The organism is Deltaproteobacteria bacterium, assembly GCA_018668695.1.
Lineage (GTDB): Bacteria > Myxococcota > XYA12-FULL-58-9 > XYA12-FULL-58-9 > JABJBS01 > JABJBS01.
In genome coordinates, this window is sequence record JABJBS010000109.1 from 1 (window position 1) to 17,400 (window position 17,400).

Consider the following 17,400-nt stretch of genomic DNA (forward strand, 5'->3'; position numbering starts at 1 on the left):
CTGCTGACTCTGTTTCGATTGAAATAAGTCCATCACAACTTGAGAAGTTTACCGGTCAGGCAAGAGGTGAGCACGAGAGGTCATTTCAGGGGCTTCGCAAGCCAAGTGCTGAGTCAAAGGTGGATACGGAATCGTCTCCTTCTATCAAAATGCCAGCTCTTGATGACTTAGCGAGTCTTACCCAGGCCACGAAATTACTCGAGAAGCCATCGGTCTCGGCAGTAAGTGAAGCAATCGAGATATCCACAACTGGTTTAACGCCCACAACCTTTGATGCACTTTTTCAGGCTCTTGCTGGGACAGAACTCACGTCTCGCTGCGAACAGCTCGGAAAAGGCATGAACAAGCGAGCTTATGTTTTGGATGCGGATAATCCTGCGAACAAAGACTTGTTGGCTCAAGGAGCAGGGGAGTGGGTAATTTTGGCATCACGCGAAGGGTTCGAAGGAATGAATTGGCGGGCACAAAGCGCTGAGGTTGGCCAGCTTATAGCGCTTCGCAATGCAGGAGTCTTGGTGCCGGAGATAGGCTTTCCAAGCGACGGTGCGGGCGGGGTTTCGAATCAGGTATCTGACTATATGGCCGAGGCAACTGAGCGAGGCGAGCCGTGTCGTTTCTTTTTAGAGCAACGCATTGACGGCATTGAAACCGATAAGAAAAACTTTAGAGCGTTCAGCGGTACAGTTTGTGACAAGATTGAGGGAAGAGATTTACCGAAGTCTCAACGGCCTAAGCGTAGCGCCCAAAATGCAATGAAGGATATTGCGGGTGCTGACCTCTTGACGATTGTATCTCATTTAGAGAAACAAGAGATACCAGACTTTCAAACAATTTTTGAGCCGTCATCGGGACATATCTATGTGATTGACCCAGGTGATCCCGACTTATCGAATGTGCGTGAAAAGCACTTAGGCATCGCTCAGCACTGGCAAAAACATTTACCGCCTCCGAAGACGCTATGAACATTTTCTCAAATTGGGTATCTTCTAATCGCCGACCAATGGGATGACCATGGTGGCGCCGCCCGGCCAGCCCGTGTTGTCGACCTGGTCAAAGATGTCCATAGAAGCAGCATTTGTAAAGGCTGCGTCCTCGCCAAGACCCGTGGGAATGCCTCCGATGATAATGTGCGTGGGCACTCCGTTTTCCACCAAAAGCTGTGGGCGCTCACACGCAAGACCAGCTTGTTCGCCATCGGTAAAAGTGGCCATGGGCATATTGGTTTCCGGTGATGTATCGAACACAGTACCTGTATAAGTCCATTCAACCCCGTCGGTAGAATAGGCGTGTGAAACATTGTCGGTGGGTACAAACATTTCGTGAAAGATTGCATGGAAGACCGCGGGGCTTCGGTTGTCTACGTAGATCATAGGATCCTCAATACCAATGGCGAGATGCTCAGTGGGGTCCACGTAGTATTGTTCGGCGAAGAGCCAATCGAGGTCACTTTTTTGCGAGTTGATCTCGTAGGTGGATGAGTCTTCCCAGTCACTTGCGTTGATGGCGTGGGGCACACTGAAGCATGTATCAGGGTTAGCACCCTCAAGCCGTTCAGCCCAGGGTGAGACTAAGTCACCTGCGCATTGCCAGGTTCTCCAGAGTCCTACAAAGGAGCCATCAGACTTGATGACACCGTTGAAGTTGGCATCGATACTCTCGGCTCTTGTTCCATCGGGAACAGAGTCCGAGAAATGATTGCCTGGGTCGAATATTTTTACCGGTGTCGCCCAGCTCTCATAGTTGAGTGGGGTCGAGGTAAAGCTCATCCAAGTAGGATCCTTGGAGCCCTTGTCCGGGTCACCCGGGCATTCGCAAGGAGAATCATAGTCGGGGCGAACACAGACTTCATCTTCATCGTATCCATCGGCTCCCATTCGGGGGCGGTTGTTGTCTTGTTCAACCCCCGTAAAATAAACAACCCACTCTCCAGACGGGGCGCGGGCCAGCATGGCCTCATGAGACATTACGCCAAAGAGGGTGAACTCTTTCTCATAGGGACCTTCTGGCGCATCAGAGGTTGCAAGAACAACCGTAGAATTCCAGCCCCAGTTTGCGCACTCTTCTACATACTCTGATACAAGCATCACGTATTTGCCACTTACATCATCGAACTGTGCGCTGCCGCCCCAGCTAGTCGTATAGGGAAATCCTGCGCGGTACCCGTACACGCTCTTGTCTACCTCGCCCATGGTAAGTTGATTGCAGTTTTCTCCTCGCCAGGGACTTGTGCAGGCGCATGCACCGGATGAGCAATTCCCATTGTAAGAGCAATCCGCATCAGTGGAGCACGAGTTACCGTCGCTGCTATCACTGTTGTCGGTTTCACTTGCATCGGTTTCATCCGAATCACTGGGATCACTCATATCATCGCATGTGTCGGTGAGTTCGCAGTTCTCTTCGGTGTCACTGTCATCCGATGACGAACAAGCGCCAAAGTAAACTCCAGCCAATAAGATCAAGAACAGAAATTTGATGCTTCTCATGGTGAACTCCTTCATTGAACAACAGAACATTCAGCTAAGAAAAAATAGGTTGTTATTCAGTAAATGGAAAGCAAAACACGCATATATTGAATATAGTAAAGTGTCCTGTTCTCTCGTGGAATTCCACTTATCAAGGCTTTGCGATCCTCTCTACGGACTCTTCTTTAGATAAAGCAGGGTAAGCGCCGCTGAAGAAATGATTACCGACTTGCGCCGGACAGGCTCTCGTCTTTATGCTCCCGGAATGCTGAATCATCACAAAGCGGCGCCGCCGGTTGCTGGACCCGGTTTTTGGACGCGTCTGGGAGGTCTCTCCGTTTACTCACTTCGAGCCATCGATTTGGTTTGGAGAACTTCCCGGCAACTTACGGTCGCTTTGGCATTGCTTACCATTGTGGCGGGTCTCTTACCCGCGAGTATCGCTTGGATAGGTAAGAAGCTTATCGATTCGGTCGTGGACGGGAATTCTGATGTAGCGCTGCAGTGGCTGGCGCTTGAAGCTGTTCTTGTGGTTGCCTTGGTGGGAATGCAGCGAGGACTTGTCGTGGTTCAGTCTCTTTTGCGTGCACAACTCGGGCACCGGGTAAACGTGATGATACTTGATAAGGCTTTAACCCTTAGTTTATCGCAATTCGAAGATGCTGACTTTTATGACAAGTTAACCCGTGCACGTAGAGAGGCTTCATCCAGGCCACTCTCATTGGTAAAACGAACCTTTGGACTTGTTCAAAACACCATAGCCCTGGTGACGTACGGCGCACTCTTGTTGGCTTTTTCACCCTGGGCGGTTTTGATTTTATTGGTGGCCGCTATTCCATCCTTTATTGCTGAAACGCGATTTGCGGGCGAAGGGTTTAGACTTTTTCGATGGCGCTCCCCCGAGACTCGCAAACAAATGTACTTGGAAACGGTTTTAGCGCGTGAAGATTATGCCAAGGAGGTCAAACTCTTTGGCTTAGGCGCGGAACTCGTCGGTCGCTATCGAGCCATCTTTAAGCTGCTCTACAGTGAGGACCGTGACCTTACTTTGCGGCGTGGATTTTGGGGATTCTTGTTGGGGCTCTTGTCACTGGGCGCACTCTATGGGGCTTATGCCTGGGTGGTGCTCTCTGCCGTAGCGAAGAAGATTAGTCTTGGTGATATGACGATGTACCTCGTGGTTTTCCGCCAAGGCCAGGGTACCTTCAGTGCGATTTTACAAGCCATCGGTGGAATGTATGAAGACAACCTATACCTTTCCAACCTCTACGAATTCCTCGAGCAGGAGAGTCCGGTTGTGGTCGGCGATGCGCTGCGAGGCCCGGCACCGGAGGATGGGATTCGATTTGAGGAAGTGTCTTTTACTTATCCCGATTCAGATGACCCAGCGCTCGATAAGGTCAGCTTTCATCTAACGCCCGGCACCCGTCTGGCTTTGGTGGGTCATAATGGGTCGGGTAAGACAACGTTGATTAAATTGATGACCAGGCTTTATAGCCCAAGTCATGGCCGAATCTTGCTTGAAGGTAAGCCACTTGAAGAGTGGCACATTGATGCTCTTCGTGCCCGAATCTCTGTCATTTTTCAAGACTTTGTTCGATTTCAATTTAAGGTTGGGGAGAATATTGGCGTAGGAGATGTTGAGTACATTGATGACCAATCACGGATCAAGACTGCAGCCACGCGAGGGATGGCCGCCCCTTTTATTGAGGCGATGCCAGATGAATACGAGACGCAATTGGGCCGGTGGTTTAAGGGAGGCCGAGAATTAAGTATCGGGCAGTGGCAAAAGATTGCACTCTCTCGTGCGTTGATGCGGCATGAGGCTGATATTCTTGTCTTAGATGAGCCCACGGCGGCTATGGATGCAGAGGCTGAGGCAGAGATTTTTCAGCGACTTACCGATATGACCGATAAGCAAATGGCGATTTTGATAAGTCACCGTTTCAGTACAGTTCGAATGGCCGACCAGATTTTGGTTTTACACCTTGGGAAAATAGTTGAGTCGGGTACGCATCAGGAGCTTATGGAAGCGGACGAACTCTACGCACATCTCTTCAAGCTTCAGGCTCGTGGGTATCAGTAAGCGCATCACTTAAGCTTGAGCAAGCTAAGCGTTTTAAGAGCGTCAGCCCGCTAATCTAGCCCCAGTGAATCATTGGAAAAGTCATTTATTCTCAATAAAATTGATGAGATCGCGGTGGCTTCTTGGCTTTTCGATAATTTTCTATTTCGCATCCTGTTTCAGTCACCGGCCATTGATTCATCGCCACGAAGGGGCTAGTTTCCAGCTGTTTTAAGGCAGCATAGATTCGGCCTGGCCCGATCTATGTAGAAATTCACGTCAGACCAGCAGGGAAAACAACGATGAGTATACGAGTTGAAAAAGATACGATGGGCGAAATTGAAGTTGCTGTGGACCGTTACTGGGGAGCACAAACTCAGCGGTCTTTGCATAACTTTGCCATCGGAACCGATAAGTTCCCTAGAGAAGTCATTAAGGCTCTTGGCGTTGTGAAGAAGTCTTGTGCACAGGCGAACCAGAGCCTCGGTAAGCTGGATGCAAAGCTGGCTGAGTCGATGTTGAAGGCTGCTGACGAAGTGATTGAAGGCAAGCTGGATGACCACTTCCCATTGTCGGTTTGGCAAACAGGTAGCGGCACACAAAGCAACATGAATTCTAACGAAGTGATTTCAAACCGTGCCATCGAAATGATGGGCGGAGAGATGGGAACCAAGAGCCCAGTTCACCCGAATGACCATGTGAATATGTCTCAATCCTCGAACGATACATTTCCGACCGTGATGCATGTAGCCGCCGTTTGCCAGATTCACGAGCGTCTATTGCCTATGGTCAAGAAGCTTCGTGATACCCTCGACGGAAAAGCGAAGGCTTTCACAGACATCGTGAAAATAGGACGTACGCATCTTCAGGATGCAACGCCGCTGACTCTTGGACAGGAGTTTTCTGGTTATGTAGCACAGCTTGATATGGCTACAGTTGCCATTGAGGACTCTCTCAAGCATCTTTATCAGTTGGCTCAAGGTGGAACGGCCGTAGGAACAGGGCTCAACACGCATCCTGATTTCGCAGAGACGGTAGCAGCGAATATTGCTACCGCAACGGGTTATTCTTTTGTTACAGCGCCCAACAAGTTTGCGGCTCTTGCAGGTCACGATGCGGTGGTTATCGCAAGTTCAGCGACGAAGGTTCTAGCGGCAGTTCTCATGAAAGTGGCCAACGACATTCGCTGGTTAGCCAGTGGTCCTCGTTGCGGAATCGGTGAAATTAAGATTCCTGAGAATGAGCCGGGAAGCTCGATTATGCCGGGCAAGGTAAACCCCACTCAAGCTGAAGCACTGACCATGGTGTGTGCGCAGGTCATGGGCAACGATATGGCAGTGAGTGTGGCGGGGGGTTCTGGAAACTTTGAACTCAACGTTTACAAGCCGGTTATGATTTTCAATCTACTCAATTCTGTTCGCCTTTTGGCCGATAGCTGCGAGTCTTTCGAGAAGAACTGTGCATACGGTATCGAGCCTGTTCCAGAGAGTATTCAGGCAAACTTAACCAACTCCTTAATGTTGGTTACGGCTTTGAATCCCGTTATCGGTTATGACAATGCAGCCAAGATTGCGAAGAAAGCCTATAAAGATGGTACGCGTCTACTGGACGCAGCCCTTGAGCTTGAGCTTCTTACAGAGCAGCAGTTTATCGATGCCGTGAAGCCTGAGACCATGGTTGGACCCAAGGCTTAAAGAGAGCTTCTGTGGCAAAGAGGGCCGAGCCACTTGATGGTGCAGGCCCCATGTCTCCCTCCGTTTAAATCGTTGCTCTTCGTTGACAAGGTTAACCGATAGGATTAACCGAGCGCCTGATCTTAATCCTCCTTTAGCGGGTAGGACTCCCCTAAGTATACGTCAAGATGAGACTTTATGTTGCTGGTGCTGCCGGTGCAGGGTGGGGTACGCCGCGCTATATTCGTAATTCGTCAAAACCAGCTGGACGAATACACAGCGTTCTGACAAAACACTTTGCTTAAAGTCGTGCCTTCTACTTTCTACTATTTGGGAGCATTTGATGAATAGTGCCAGGCAATTGATAGCCCTCTTACTTCTCACCTCAGGAGTTGGTTGCTCAGCTCAAACGCAGCCGCCCTCATCACCGGATGAAGTGGTGAGCGCTACGGAAGCGGCCGAAACTACAGCTGAAGACGAAAATACGGATCTTGAAAACGATGATGGCCTCGGTGATTTAGAAGAAGAAACACCGGTGGATTCATCGCCCGAGGAGGAAAATCAAACCGATGGAAGAGACCCAAGACGAAGCCTGGGTTGTGACTTGGCTGTCTACGACTCAAGCAGTCAGGAGAGACTCCTAGAGCTTGATGGAGTGAGCCGCCGTTACCAGGTCAAATTGCCTACGAATTATGACTCTTCAAGGGCTTACCCGGTGCTCTTTGCGCTACACGGCCTCAATGAAACAGGAAACAATGTTCGGTCTCAGTTTGAGAATGTTATCGACGACGATGCGCTGCAGGTGTTTCCGGATGGGGAAGGTGAGCAGTGGAATAACTCCACCGATATGGAATTCATCGATGCCCTCCTTACGAAGCTGGAGGCTGATTACTGCGTGGACCCGGCCATGGTCTTTGCAGCCGGTTTTAGCGCAGGTGGCGGGGGTACCCATGCTATTGGTTGCTATCTCGGCGATAGATTTCGAGCAATAGCGCCTATCGCAGGAACTGGAACATTTACAGAGTGCGAAGGCCGTGTCGCTGTGATTCAGATTCAGGGCACGGCTGATATTGTTGCGCGAGAAGAGGCTGCGGCTGCCGTACGTGCGCATTGGCTCACGGTGAACCAGTGTGATGATGTCGAGAGCGTTGGCTCTTCAGGTTACTCCGAGTGTGACGAGTTTGTGGGATGCATGCCGGATTACCCAACTTTATATTGCGAGCATAGCCGGGGCCATGAATGGCCGCAGTGGGCAAACCCGGTGATTTGGGATTTCTTTATGGGCCTAGACCCTATTGTTCCTGGGGATGACCCAGAAGAAGGCAACGATGGTGCCCAGGCAAGCAGCGTAAAGTTTGTTCTGGATATCCCGGAAGACTTTGAAGGTGTGCCGCTAAAGGTCGCGCCAATTCTTTATGGGCCTAATATCTTTCAGCCCATTTTTGTGGCGCCGAGTCTCATTTTGAACAATGGTCTAGAGATTGGCGATGAATTCGTTTTGGGCGATCAAGTGGAGTATGAAATCAGTCCCATCAGTCTAGCAGGACTTGATCTGCCTGCGGACTATACCTTCACCGTTGTGGTCTATGTCGAAGGTGGGGGAGACCCCACGCCATGCGGCAAGGACTGGATTGGTTTAAGCCCTGTAACAATTGAGGATGACGGTGACCTCGTGATTGATGAACCCATGCGTTTGGAACCGTTTATGGCGATACCGTTCTTTTTCGATTGTCCGGAAGAGTAGACGCGAAACTAGCTATCAAGGCTTTTCTCGAAGCCTGCAGGATCTTCCACATAGGACCGCATGATTTTAGAGAGCTTACCCACGTGCGCGCCGTCGAGCAGTCTGTGATCGATGGTTGCGCTAACGGGTAACATCTTACGTACGCAAAGTTCGCCGTCAACCACGCTGGGCATGTCTCGAGCGGTACCCACCAATATAATCAATGGGACATGGGTCCAGCGTATTAGCGGTGCATAAGCCACATCGACACCGAATCTCCCAACATTGGTAACCATGACTGAGCCAAAGGGATCCTGAAGGTCAGCACCGAGCCAACGGGGTGGTACTTTCACCCGGTACAATAAAAAAGCGTAGAGTTTAAAAAGCAGTGCCAAACACCAGATTGGCAACACTTTGAAAAGTCCGCCCTTTTGTGTTTTCTCATATTGCTCATCTTTACCGCTACGAAGCTTTTCGGCTCTTTCACGAAGAAACCGGGCGATGTCGGGTAGAGACTTTTGATCGGTATCGGTCACGACCACGCCAGAGAGGTCACTGCCTTCATTGATATCAACCTGATAAAAGATATCGAAGGTTCGCTTTTTATAGATTTTCCTACCGAAAATTTTTGCATTGATTTCAGGCATTGCCGTGAGCGCGTGAGTTACGGCCTTACCGACGAGTACACCGTAGGAGACGGACTCTTGATGGTCCTCTTTGAGTTTCTTTAGGTACTCGCTGGTTTGGGTGACATCGAGGTAAAGAGCTCCTTGTATGGTGGCTTCTGTACAGTCGTCCCACTGCGCCAAGGCAACCCTTCGAAAAGATGAATACGATTTAATCGGAGTAAACAAGGACATTTTAGTCTCCAAGGATATTTACCCACTCATCGTTGAATGGTGACTGTTATAAGACCGTGAATTTCAGGTGTTATAAAGGATAAAGTTGCGCTTGGTGAGGACGCGCGTGTAACGCCACTTGATTTGGTACCGATTAATCAACTTACGGTTCACGAAGTAATACCCATAAAGCGAAGAGGGCAATTAAATATGAAGAGTTTAAGGTTTTCGGTAAGCGAAAAGTGCCGTCAGATCGTCTGGGAGCGGGAAGGAGGCGGTGCCGTAAAAATCAACCAGCGTATCGCGCAACAGGTTTTCGTGGCTTCCTTTTTCAAGCTGCTTTTCCATCATGGTAACGAGTCCGGCTTCCTCTATACCATAAGGTGCGCCTTCGCAGGGCGCTTCAACCAGGGCATCGCTGTGAATCATCAAAAAAGAACCCTTCGGGAAAGGTACTTCGCGATTTTCATATTCCGATTTTGGGAAGCTTCCCAGGAAAAAACCCGTGCCATCACCAGTGCTGATAGATTTAGACTGGTCGTTGCCAAAAAGTGGTGATGGTGACGCCGCGGTTGCGTAGGTGAATAAGTCGCGGTCGGTGTCGATAACTCCGTAGAGCATCGTGGCGTATTGCTGTGTTGCAAGGAGTGGGCAAACCTTAGCATTGAGCGATGCCAGATATGCGGCGGGGTCCTGTAAGTTTTGTAAGTGTCCTTGAATGAGGGTGTGTAGGCGAAAAGTGTTGAGCGCAGCGGTTACACCATGGCCTGAGAAGTCGACAATAAAGACTGCGACCTTACCCGTTCCTAGATCTGTGATTCCCCAGAAGTCTCCGCCCAATTCTGAGGAGGGCTCAAAATGCGAGCTGATTTTGATATCATATTTTGCTTCAATGCGGTCCGTAAACTCTAAAGATGGATAAAATCGCGGATTGCATATCTCGCGCCATGGTCAGTTCTGATTCCACGCGTTCGTGAAAGGACTGCAAGTTACTAAGGAGGAGCATGTTTTCAAGGTGAATCTTGACGCGCGCGAGAAGCTCGGCGGCGTTGACAGGTTTGCTGACCATATCGGTAGCACCCACTGTAAAAACGCTTACTCTTTGCTCAGGCTCATTGAGAGCTGTTTGAACCAGGATAGGTAAAGACTGAAGGTTGGGTTGAGAGCGAATCCAGTTGCATACTTTGAAGCCGTCGAGACGGGGCATGACGATATCCAGGATCATAAGGTCTGGCTCGTTTCTCGAAACTTTTTCAATCGCTTCGACGCCGTCACAGGCAAACTCCAAGTTCTGGTAGCCTGCATCCCTTAGGATTTTTTCGATATTGTCTCTGCTCGAAGCTGAATCTTCAACGACGAGGATTTTACAATTATGGACGGCTGGGCTTAATAGATTTCCCGAGTCAGCCTCATTGCTCTGTGATGTTTTTGTTTTCATCTGCGCCTGTTAACCTCGGTGAATACGTCTTACTGATGCTCTACAGGAACAGTTGTGGCCCAATACAAACCATCGGGTGCAAGGACGAGTGCTCTTTACCTGCTTTATAAGTGTCGCCATTATTCAAAGTGATTTCAATAAGCATCTGTGTGACCGTAGAAGCGTAAACTCGAAGCCGGCCGTAGAGTACTCATGCCAAACAAAGATTCAGGACGTTTAGCACTGTAATAATTGAGGATATTCAGTACGTTGGTGGGCGGCTGAGAAGTTTCGCCCCAAAGACTTACTTCGTTTTAAACCACTGATAGAGTTCTTCACCCTTGTCGTTTTTGAAGACTACATCAATACGGGTGGCCGTGATGGTGAGTGTGGCATAACCGGGTTGGCTCTCACCCCAGAGCTGTCCATCACCGCAATCGGGAGGGCAGGTCTTTCGTTCACGCAGTTTGGCACCTGTTCCTGAGGTTATGGCAGGAACATTATTGTAAATACCAAATTGCAAAACATGTGCGTGGCCGTTGGCGTAGAGGTCAGGGGCGATGGCATGTTCTTGAAGCCATGGGCGAACATAGTCTTCACTTTCTTTGTCATGGTAGGTCTTGAGGACATGATGACCAAGAAGGATGTTCCAGCTGGTTTTATCGGTGAAAGTATCATGAACGATTTTGGCTGTATCTGAATCGAGGTGGTTGGTGTCGACAAATGCCAGTTGGGCCACACCAAAGTCCAGTCCGTAGTCTAGCGCGGGCAGGTGAACATTCGGAAGCGTGGCCATATAATCGACCATACAGGCAGCGGGGTCGACCACTTGTCCGTTCTTGTTATCTCCCACTTCCCGAGGAGTCGGTATAAAAGGAAAGAGCCGTTGCATATAGCTTCGCTTACCACGGTAATATGCGTGGTTGCCCAGGATGGCGAGTACCGGAGCCCCTAAGCCTTCTAACCCATTGGCCACTTGTTCCCGGTAGAATATTTTGTCTTTCTCGAGGACTTGTCCAGTTGGGCAGGGCGGGGGATGTGGGTAGACCAAATCACCAAGGGCGATAATGTAGTCTTTGGTTTCGGACTTTATCTGTTGCAATACCCTGGTTCGTTGGGTGCTATTCTTTCCTGTGTCGCCCATGAGCACGACTTTCAGTGTCTCTTGTTGTGTAATCTCTGGCATGGGATCTAGGTTTGCCGGTGTGCGGTACTCATTCTGTGAGACATAAAAGAAACAACCGCTCACTGTGTAGCCAAGAGCCAATACCAGCAGAATTTTCTGAGAAGGTTTGATAAAAAATCTAAACATAACAACCCGAGTATAAAGACGATGTTCACCAAGGGTATCACATCAGAATCAGTGGAGAGCAAGACCTTGGTAGGGAAGAAGTCGTGAGATGTTTTCTCAATGCCTTTAGATAAACTGCTGTGAGGCTTAGGCCAAGATACGGGTCGTTGTAGGTAAGTTCTTACATTGTCAGTTGATGCACCAGCGCCGATCTAGCCTAGAGCTTACCGCTTCGTTATTTTCGTCATAGATTGGGTTGACCTAGCTTCTTTTCGGTTCTAACAGGGTTCTAGATTGCTGAATATGCAGTCCCAGTCTTTGGGGCTTCGCTTGTACACTGAGAATTAGGTTTATTGTCATGGTGTCTTTTCTAAATGCAGCATCCATTGCTGCGGTTTTGACCGCATCTGCGACACTTCGCTTTCGGTTGTGGAAACAGCCACGAACTTTGATTTTCTATTTCCTGTTTTTCCTACTCGCAGAATCATTGCTCCATCGCTATTTCTTGCCTGAAATGGCAATGGGTATCGAGGTCGCCTACGTTTGTTTTTCTCTCGCCGGTATTCTCGCCATGGTTTCTATTGGCTTACGCCGACATGAGATAAATGTGGGTTCAGATGAATAAGTAGAGAAGGGCTTTGAGGTTTGAATCAGCCAGGATTCCTGCATAGTCTCTTACCCATGAAAATTGAAAGACTTCAGACTAAAGATATTCCGACAATGTGGCGTATCAACGAAGAGGGACTCCCGGGCGTGGGAAAAGTTTCTATGGAGCGGCTCACAGATCTATTGTCACTTTGCGATTTTCCATTGGGCGCACATCATGGGGGTGAATTGGTGGGGTTTGTTCTCTGTCTTTCACCCGGCACGCGTTATGACAGCCTTAATTACGCTTGGTTCAACGAGCGCTACGATAAATTTGTTTATGTAGACCGAATCGCAGTGGGCAAGAGCCAACGGGACTTGAAGATTGGAAGCCAGCTTTATGCAAAGGTTATCCAGCACGCAAATAAGCGAGCCTGGCCGGTTGCAGCCGAAGTAAACCTAGAGCCTCCAAATCCCGGCTCGATGCGTTTTCATAGCCGCCACCATTTTAAACAAGTTGGTGTCTTAGACCACGAGAATACATCTGTGGCGATGTTGATGAGAGATTGTGAAGCGACCTCACACTCTGAGTGACCGTTCCAGAGGTACACTGGACATGAGCTTTAGACACTTAAGCCATGTAGTGCCCCGGCCACGAAGCAGATCCCAGCTGGATTGGATAAAACAGCTAGAGTTTTCGGATAAGCGGTGAAGTCTTGCCCAATCACATTGGGATTGTCGTATAGGATGCCGCCATTCGCAGTCATGGTGAGCTCTCCTAAGATGAGTGCGATAGACGCCTGTGACCGTTTACAGCCTTTACCCGATGTACCGCGCGTGGCTGATTGATGTAATTCGGTAATCAGGGTTCTCGTTGGTGCCGCCATGCCTTGATAAAGGGCGATGCATGCCTCGGTTGGAGCATCATTCGCAAATTGGGCAATCTGAGATAATTCTTGCTGAAATCCCTGAGCGCTTTCGAGAATGTCTTTGACCAAGTTAATCGATTCAGCTGCCTCCCCTGAACCCGCCATGATTGTCTTGGCGGTACCGGTGGCCGCAGCACTGAACGTCTTGTCGTCGAGTACATCTTGTTGTATTCGGTTTTCTATTCCAGACAAGGGGCAGCGTTTTCCTCTGCCATCACAATCACAGTTGAAGGTACTTAAATCCATGTCGTTAAAATTGTTGAGCCATTGATACTCGCTATGAGCGTCCTGCCAGATCGAGGACATTGCACGGTCGAGGCCCATGTTGGTCCAAACGGTCTGAGCGGCAGCGGCCAGTGGATTCAAAATACTAAACGGATTGATAGAATTCACATATGCGAGCGTAGATGAAGCTAGAGACTCTTTCGCCAATTCGGCCAGGTATTCAGTAGCCCAATCTGAAGCCTCGTCTCTGATGTATTGAGTGAGATCTGCATCGAGCGGTTTTTCGCAAAAGTTTTTGATGGACCATGACGAGAATCCGGTCCACTGGACAATGGTTCTGGGAATTGGTTTTCCCTGTCGCGTTAATTTTTCCAAATTAAGCTGCAACACGTGAACGTATGGCGTCAGATCTGGAAATATTTGGTTCATATTTGCAGATAACCCCGAAAGACACGTGAACTCAATCTAAAAAACGAGCAGCCTCTGGTTGGGAGTAGGCTCATCGATGACCAATCCTGTATCCATATCGACGGTCTGAGGATCTAGGGTGCGGTAACGCTCATTGATTAGAGCTACCAATTCATAGAAGTCATCGTAGAATTTATGGCTTTGCTCTCCGGTCTCCGCCACGCCATCTATTCCATGGTCAAGGTAGGTTTCTCCTGGGCCGTACCAGTAATTTTTCTCTGTGCCCTCGGTGTTGGTGAAGGGGTCGTAATCGTCTCCCGCCGGATCAGGGTTGGTCACCCGGTCGTAATTTTCTTCAAGATCACTGGGGATTCCGTCGGAACCAAAATCGTTATAACGACCCGAGGAGTTATAAAACATCGGTTCCCCATAATCGCGGCGGTCGTTTTGATTGATATCTACAGCCAGAAACATTGCCTGTGACGTGGTGCGGGGTGTCCCGGGTGTAAGCCTCGCCAAAAATGCTTCCGGGATAGAAGAGGGGTCTCCTTGGCTACCGTCGCAAAAAGTGATTACAGGGTATTCACCCTTGGGGTTATACTCTGCGTGGTAAAAGTTTTGTTGCACAATAGGATTGGCACAACGCTCTTCACCAGAGGTCGCCAACCATTGCTCCGTGACGCCCGGAGCTGCCCAAGGAATGTCGGGATTGAGGTCATACAAGGGACTGCTGTAAGCCTTAAGAATATCCTCGAGAGAACCGAGCAGGGAATGTCGGGGGAATGGGCCGCCGCGTCCGCCGTCGGTTCCACGCCACCAATTGTGATTGTCACTGGTAAACTCCCACATTGGTTCGGAGACTTCTTCTTGCCAGTTTGTGGGTACGGTTGCTTGCGGTGGTTGAAGGTCGGACGTGACTCGGTCGGTACATAAGCCGCAAAAGGACTCTTCTGTATCGAGGTTGTCGCCCGCTGCATGCAACCAGAAGGCCGAGAAAAGCAGCGGCTACCATTAAACGTCGAATCATGATTCCCCCATGAACGACTTTTTCAACTTAGAGTCCAGCGTACGAAATTGAATTGGACAGTTATAGTTTAGACTGAACTGGATATTTATGCAGGCGCAATGGAGGCTAATTTTAGAGTCTTAACCAATAGGCATGATTTTAGGAATTATATGTTCTCGATGAGATTTAACTCGAGGCTCTTAAACGCAATCAGGAGTGTGCTGTGCCCACGGGTTGGCCTTTTCTATTTGTCCTGCCAAGTTAAAGAGTAAGGACTCTTCGCCGTAACGACCCACCATCTGGACGCCAAGTGGAAGCTTTTCCGCTTTAGACCAGCCCATGGGCACCGACATGGCGGGCTGCCCCGTTTGATTAAAGAGCTGAGTATTGGGTGTTGCATCCAGGGCGTCGCGAGCAATCTCGCCTAAAACAGCGTCAAGAATACCCTTGGTACCCACTCGGCGTAGTAAGCGCGAGCCAATTTCCTCCCACTTCTTAAGCCCAAGCTCCCCAACACGTACAGCAGGCTTAGCAACTGTTGGTGTTAGGAATACGTCGTAATCGCTGAAAAACGCTGCAACATCTCTGGAGGCTTGGTGAATAGCAGACCGTGCTCGAACAAGTTCAAGGGCGGGTGTTTTCTTACCAATCTCGCCTAGGAACCAGGACGGAGTTTCAATTTCTTCTTCGGTGGGTTGGCGCCCCATGACGGCGACCGTTGATTCCATGGCGTGTGCAAGACTGGTCGTGATGATGGTCCAATAAGAGCGTATGAGGGTTTCACGGTCGTAAGTGGGGCATGCAGTCTCTACGGTGTGCCCGAGGTCTTTGAGATGGGCCACCGCTTGCCCAAGGGCCATCTCACAGTCGGGATGAGAGCTTGAGCCAAAGAGGGGCCGCGCCCAATATGCGATTCGAAGCTTTTTGGGCCTAGCGGTTACTGCTTTAAGAAAGGGTTTTGTCTGAACCGGCGCTGTGTAGGGATCGCCTGGAACCATGCCCGAGATCGCATCGAGCATAGCAGCACTGTCTCGTACTGAGTGGGTGAGGACGTGTGGGGAGACGAAGCTGGACCAAGATTCGCCACAATCTGGTGCGAAGCTAATTCGGCCTCGCGAGGGTTTCATACCAAACAAATTACAGTGTGATGATGGTATTCTGATTGAGCCGCCGCCGTCACCAGCGTGAGCCATGGGAACCATTCGCGCTGCAACAGCTGAAGATGCGCCACCAGAGGAACCACCAGGGGTATGATCAAGGTTCCATGGATTTCGTGTCGGTCCGAAGAGCTTAGGCTCGGTAATTCCCATGAGACCATATTCGGGGACGTTGGTTTTACCTAAAATAACAAGGCCTGAATCGATGAAGCGCTGAACAAGGTGGCTGGTGTAATTCGGTACATAGTTACGGGTAAAACGTGAGCCGCCAGTGAGCGGGTGCCCAGCCCAAGCAAACCCCAGGTCTTTTAATAAAAAGGGAACTCCCTTAAACGGCCCGTCGGGTAACCCATTTGCGATTGCTTCTCGTGCCGCATCATAAGCTTTGTAGTTGACAGCGTTTAGAGCAGGGTTGCGCGTCTCAATTCGTTCGATAGCGGCATCGAGCACTTCTGCGGCGCTTATATCACCCTTCGCTACAAGTTTGGCCAATCCAATAGCGTCCATTTGGTCATATTCAGGTAATAACATCGGTGCCTCCTCTATGGCTTCTACCTGTATCGCTCTAAACAACACCTATGCGCAAGTTGTCATGGGCTGAAGGTTGAAAGAATGAGGCCAAGCTCCACACATTCTCCTTAAATGAGTACCGGATTATCGATATTTTAGATTTTTAAGCGTTCAAACTTTATCGGTCTGCGCTCAGCGGATGAAGTTTAGTTCGTGTTGATTGTGATCAATCTCACATTGCGAAATAGTTTTTGTGATGGCGCTCACATCAGCGCGTTCTTATTTTGCAAATAAGAGCTTTGGTGAATCATTTTTGAGATCCATTTTTGGTTTGTGCTTGCTACTATTAAAAAGAAAGAGGGAATGAGGAGACCAAGCAAGAAAGGGAGCGTCATGAAAAATGAATATCTCGAGAGAGTCCAGGCAGGCACTGAGGAGATTCAGCAGAAGCTCAGATCAACAAGCGCTAATGAATATACGGAAGGTGAGAGTCTTGGCGCAGTTGTGAATACAAGAGTGACAGGCATCTGGCCTTTCAAAACTGTAATCGTTCCCCCTAATGCTTTTGTTGTTCATACGAGGCAAGGCCATGCAGAACCTGTTCATTGTGGTCTTGGAGTATCGTTTAGGTTCAACCCCATGCGTGATGCATTCTTTGTGGCGCCTGCCGCTATCCAAACGATTTTAGTAAATGCCAATTGTGTCTCCACTGAGAGGCAAGGTGTGATGGTTCAGGCCTATGTTCAGTGGATGATAGACGACTTTGAAAAGGCCTATCAGCGGCTTGATCTGTCGAATCAACGCGACCCTATGAAGGTGACGAATATTCAGCTCAGCCAGCAGGCTGAAGCGACACTGAAAGATACCGTGGCGACGATGAGTATTGATGCCATTTTATCAGATAAGCAGCCCATCATTGAAGAACTCACGAGGCGCTTGCGAGCAGTTGCAGAGGGCGAAGATGGAACCGCAGGGTTGGGTCTGCGTATCGTTACGGTTCAAATCAAGGAGGCTGTAGTAAGCTCCAGCACGCTATGGGAAACACTGCAAAGAGGTTTTAGGGCCGAGCGGGCTAAGGAAGCGCGACTGGCCGAACTACAAGCTCAGGGC

The 17,400-nt window shown here is 49.5% G+C and carries 15 protein-coding genes; 7 read left to right on the forward strand and 8 right to left on the reverse strand.

Going from position 1 to position 17,400, the window contains the following annotated elements; all coding sequences use genetic code 11:
- Nucleotides 1–962, forward strand: a 962-nt coding sequence (locus HOK28_06220) for a hypothetical protein (protein ID MBT6432669.1), incomplete at its 5' end; no start/stop codon positions are given.
- A gap of 24 nt (nucleotides 963–986) precedes the next feature.
- Here HOK28_06220 and HOK28_06225 read toward each other — a convergent pair.
- The gene (locus tag HOK28_06225) at nucleotides 987–2,483 is read right to left on the reverse strand and encodes a hypothetical protein (protein ID MBT6432670.1); all 1,497 of its coding nucleotides are present in this window, start codon (nucleotides 2,481–2,483) and stop codon (nucleotides 987–989) included.
- A gap of 244 nt (nucleotides 2,484–2,727) precedes the next feature.
- On the opposite strand from HOK28_06225, the gene HOK28_06230 reads away from it, so the two are divergent.
- The 3 genes from HOK28_06230 (at nucleotide 2,728) to HOK28_06240 (ending at nucleotide 7,944) form a co-directional block, all read left to right on the forward strand.
- Nucleotides 2,728–4,548 carry an ABC transporter ATP-binding protein gene (locus HOK28_06230; protein ID MBT6432671.1) on the forward strand — a complete coding sequence of 607 codons (1,821 nt, stop codon included), beginning with the start codon at nucleotides 2,728–2,730 and terminating at the stop codon, nucleotides 4,546–4,548.
- Between the two features lie 281 nt (nucleotides 4,549–4,829).
- Complete coding sequence (gene fumC, locus HOK28_06235; protein ID MBT6432672.1) at nucleotides 4,830–6,221, forward strand: class II fumarate hydratase; 1,392 nt, start codon at nucleotides 4,830–4,832, stop codon at nucleotides 6,219–6,221.
- Between the two features lie 322 nt (nucleotides 6,222–6,543).
- On the forward strand, nucleotides 6,544–7,944 hold the full coding sequence (locus tag HOK28_06240) for a hypothetical protein (GenBank protein ID MBT6432673.1): 1,401 nt from the start codon (nucleotides 6,544–6,546) through the stop codon (nucleotides 7,942–7,944).
- 8 nt (nucleotides 7,945–7,952) lie between these two features.
- On the opposite strand, the gene HOK28_06245 is transcribed toward HOK28_06240, so the two are convergent.
- From HOK28_06245 to HOK28_06260, 4 genes are all read right to left on the reverse strand, one after another.
- On the reverse strand, nucleotides 7,953–8,783 hold the full coding sequence (locus HOK28_06245) for a hypothetical protein (GenBank protein ID MBT6432674.1): 831 nt from the start codon (nucleotides 8,781–8,783) through the stop codon (nucleotides 7,953–7,955).
- Between the two features lie 198 nt (nucleotides 8,784–8,981).
- Nucleotides 8,982–9,602, reverse strand: a complete 621-nt coding sequence (locus HOK28_06250; GenBank protein MBT6432675.1) for a serine/threonine-protein phosphatase — start codon at nucleotides 9,600–9,602, stop codon at nucleotides 8,982–8,984.
- Between the two features lie 49 nt (nucleotides 9,603–9,651).
- Nucleotides 9,652–10,200 carry a response regulator gene (locus HOK28_06255; GenBank protein ID MBT6432676.1) on the reverse strand — a complete coding sequence of 183 codons (549 nt, stop codon included), beginning with the start codon at nucleotides 10,198–10,200 and terminating at the stop codon, nucleotides 9,652–9,654.
- 283 nt (nucleotides 10,201–10,483) lie between these two features.
- Nucleotides 10,484–11,491: a hypothetical protein gene (locus HOK28_06260; GenBank protein ID MBT6432677.1), complete on the reverse strand. Its 1,008-nt coding sequence runs from the start codon at nucleotides 11,489–11,491 to the stop codon at nucleotides 10,484–10,486.
- Nucleotides 11,492–11,828: 337 nt separating this feature from the next.
- On the opposite strand from HOK28_06260, the gene HOK28_06265 reads away from it, so the two are divergent.
- Both HOK28_06265 and HOK28_06270 read left to right on the forward strand, forming a co-directional pair.
- Complete coding sequence (locus HOK28_06265) at nucleotides 11,829–12,095, forward strand: hypothetical protein (protein ID MBT6432678.1); 267 nt, start codon at nucleotides 11,829–11,831, stop codon at nucleotides 12,093–12,095.
- A 56-nt stretch (nucleotides 12,096–12,151) separates the two neighbouring features.
- Entirely contained in the window at nucleotides 12,152–12,649 is a 498-nt protein-coding gene (locus tag HOK28_06270; GenBank protein ID MBT6432679.1) for a GNAT family N-acetyltransferase, read from the forward strand.
- A gap of 29 nt (nucleotides 12,650–12,678) precedes the next feature.
- Here HOK28_06270 and HOK28_06275 read toward each other — a convergent pair whose 3' ends face one another.
- The 3 genes from HOK28_06275 to HOK28_06285 all read right to left on the reverse strand — a co-directional run bounded on the left by HOK28_06275 (nucleotide 12,679) and on the right by HOK28_06285 (nucleotide 16,311).
- Nucleotides 12,679–13,638, reverse strand: coding sequence for a hypothetical protein (locus tag HOK28_06275; GenBank protein MBT6432680.1), 960 nt, complete (start codon nucleotides 13,636–13,638; stop codon nucleotides 12,679–12,681).
- Nucleotides 13,639–13,674: 36 nt separating this feature from the next.
- Nucleotides 13,675–14,598, reverse strand: a complete 924-nt coding sequence (locus HOK28_06280) for a hypothetical protein (protein ID MBT6432681.1) — start codon at nucleotides 14,596–14,598, stop codon at nucleotides 13,675–13,677.
- A gap of 225 nt (nucleotides 14,599–14,823) precedes the next feature.
- Nucleotides 14,824–16,311: an amidase gene (locus tag HOK28_06285; GenBank protein ID MBT6432682.1), complete on the reverse strand. Its 1,488-nt coding sequence runs from the start codon at nucleotides 16,309–16,311 to the stop codon at nucleotides 14,824–14,826.
- Nucleotides 16,312–16,653: 342 nt separating this feature from the next.
- Here HOK28_06285 and HOK28_06290 point away from each other — a divergent pair.
- The coding region (locus tag HOK28_06290) for an SPFH domain-containing protein (GenBank protein MBT6432683.1) at nucleotides 16,654–17,400 on the forward strand (747 nt) is incomplete at its 3' end.